Consider the following 548-nt stretch of genomic DNA (forward strand, 5'->3'; position numbering starts at 1 on the left):
TAGACCACCCAGTTCTTTTTAAACAGTTTATCATAGGTCTGTTTTGGTATGGGTAGTTGTTCTTTTCGTATCTCTGAGATAAACTTTGCTCGGTACATTTTGCTCATCGCTTTTACAGAAAACAAAAACTTTTTGTCTTGTTTGCCCTGTTTCCAATACCCTGATTCTGTAACACCGCCATTAGGAACGATACAATGTAAATGTGGATGCAGACTCAAGTTCTGCCCCCAAGTGTGTAGTACTGCTATCATACCTGGAATTACTTTGATTTCTGTCTTAGAAAATTGCTTTATCGTATGCCATGCAGATCTAAACAAAGCTTTGTAAATCTCTTTGCCATATAACAAACAAAACCTATTCAACTCGTGTGGAATGGTAAACACCACATGAAAATAAGGCACATTTAATAGTTCTGTTTCCCGTGCTTGGATCCATTGTTCTCGTTTATGTCCTTGACAAGTAGGGCAATGTCGATTCCTGCAAGAGTTGTACGACACATGTATCTTCTTACAACAAGTACATTGGTCAATGTGACCGCCCAGAGCCTT

At 38.9% G+C, this 548-nt stretch carries 1 protein-coding gene; it reads right to left on the bottom strand.

Going from position 1 to position 548, the window contains the following annotated elements; genetic code table 11:
* Nucleotides 1–548 (bottom strand): IS91 family transposase (locus tag D3P13_RS22025; protein WP_232829274.1); only part of this gene is annotated, 548 nt, incomplete at both ends.

The organism is Aureibaculum luteum (assembly GCF_003449015.1).
Taxonomy (GTDB): Bacteria; Bacteroidota; Bacteroidia; order Flavobacteriales; family Flavobacteriaceae; genus Aureibaculum; species Aureibaculum luteum.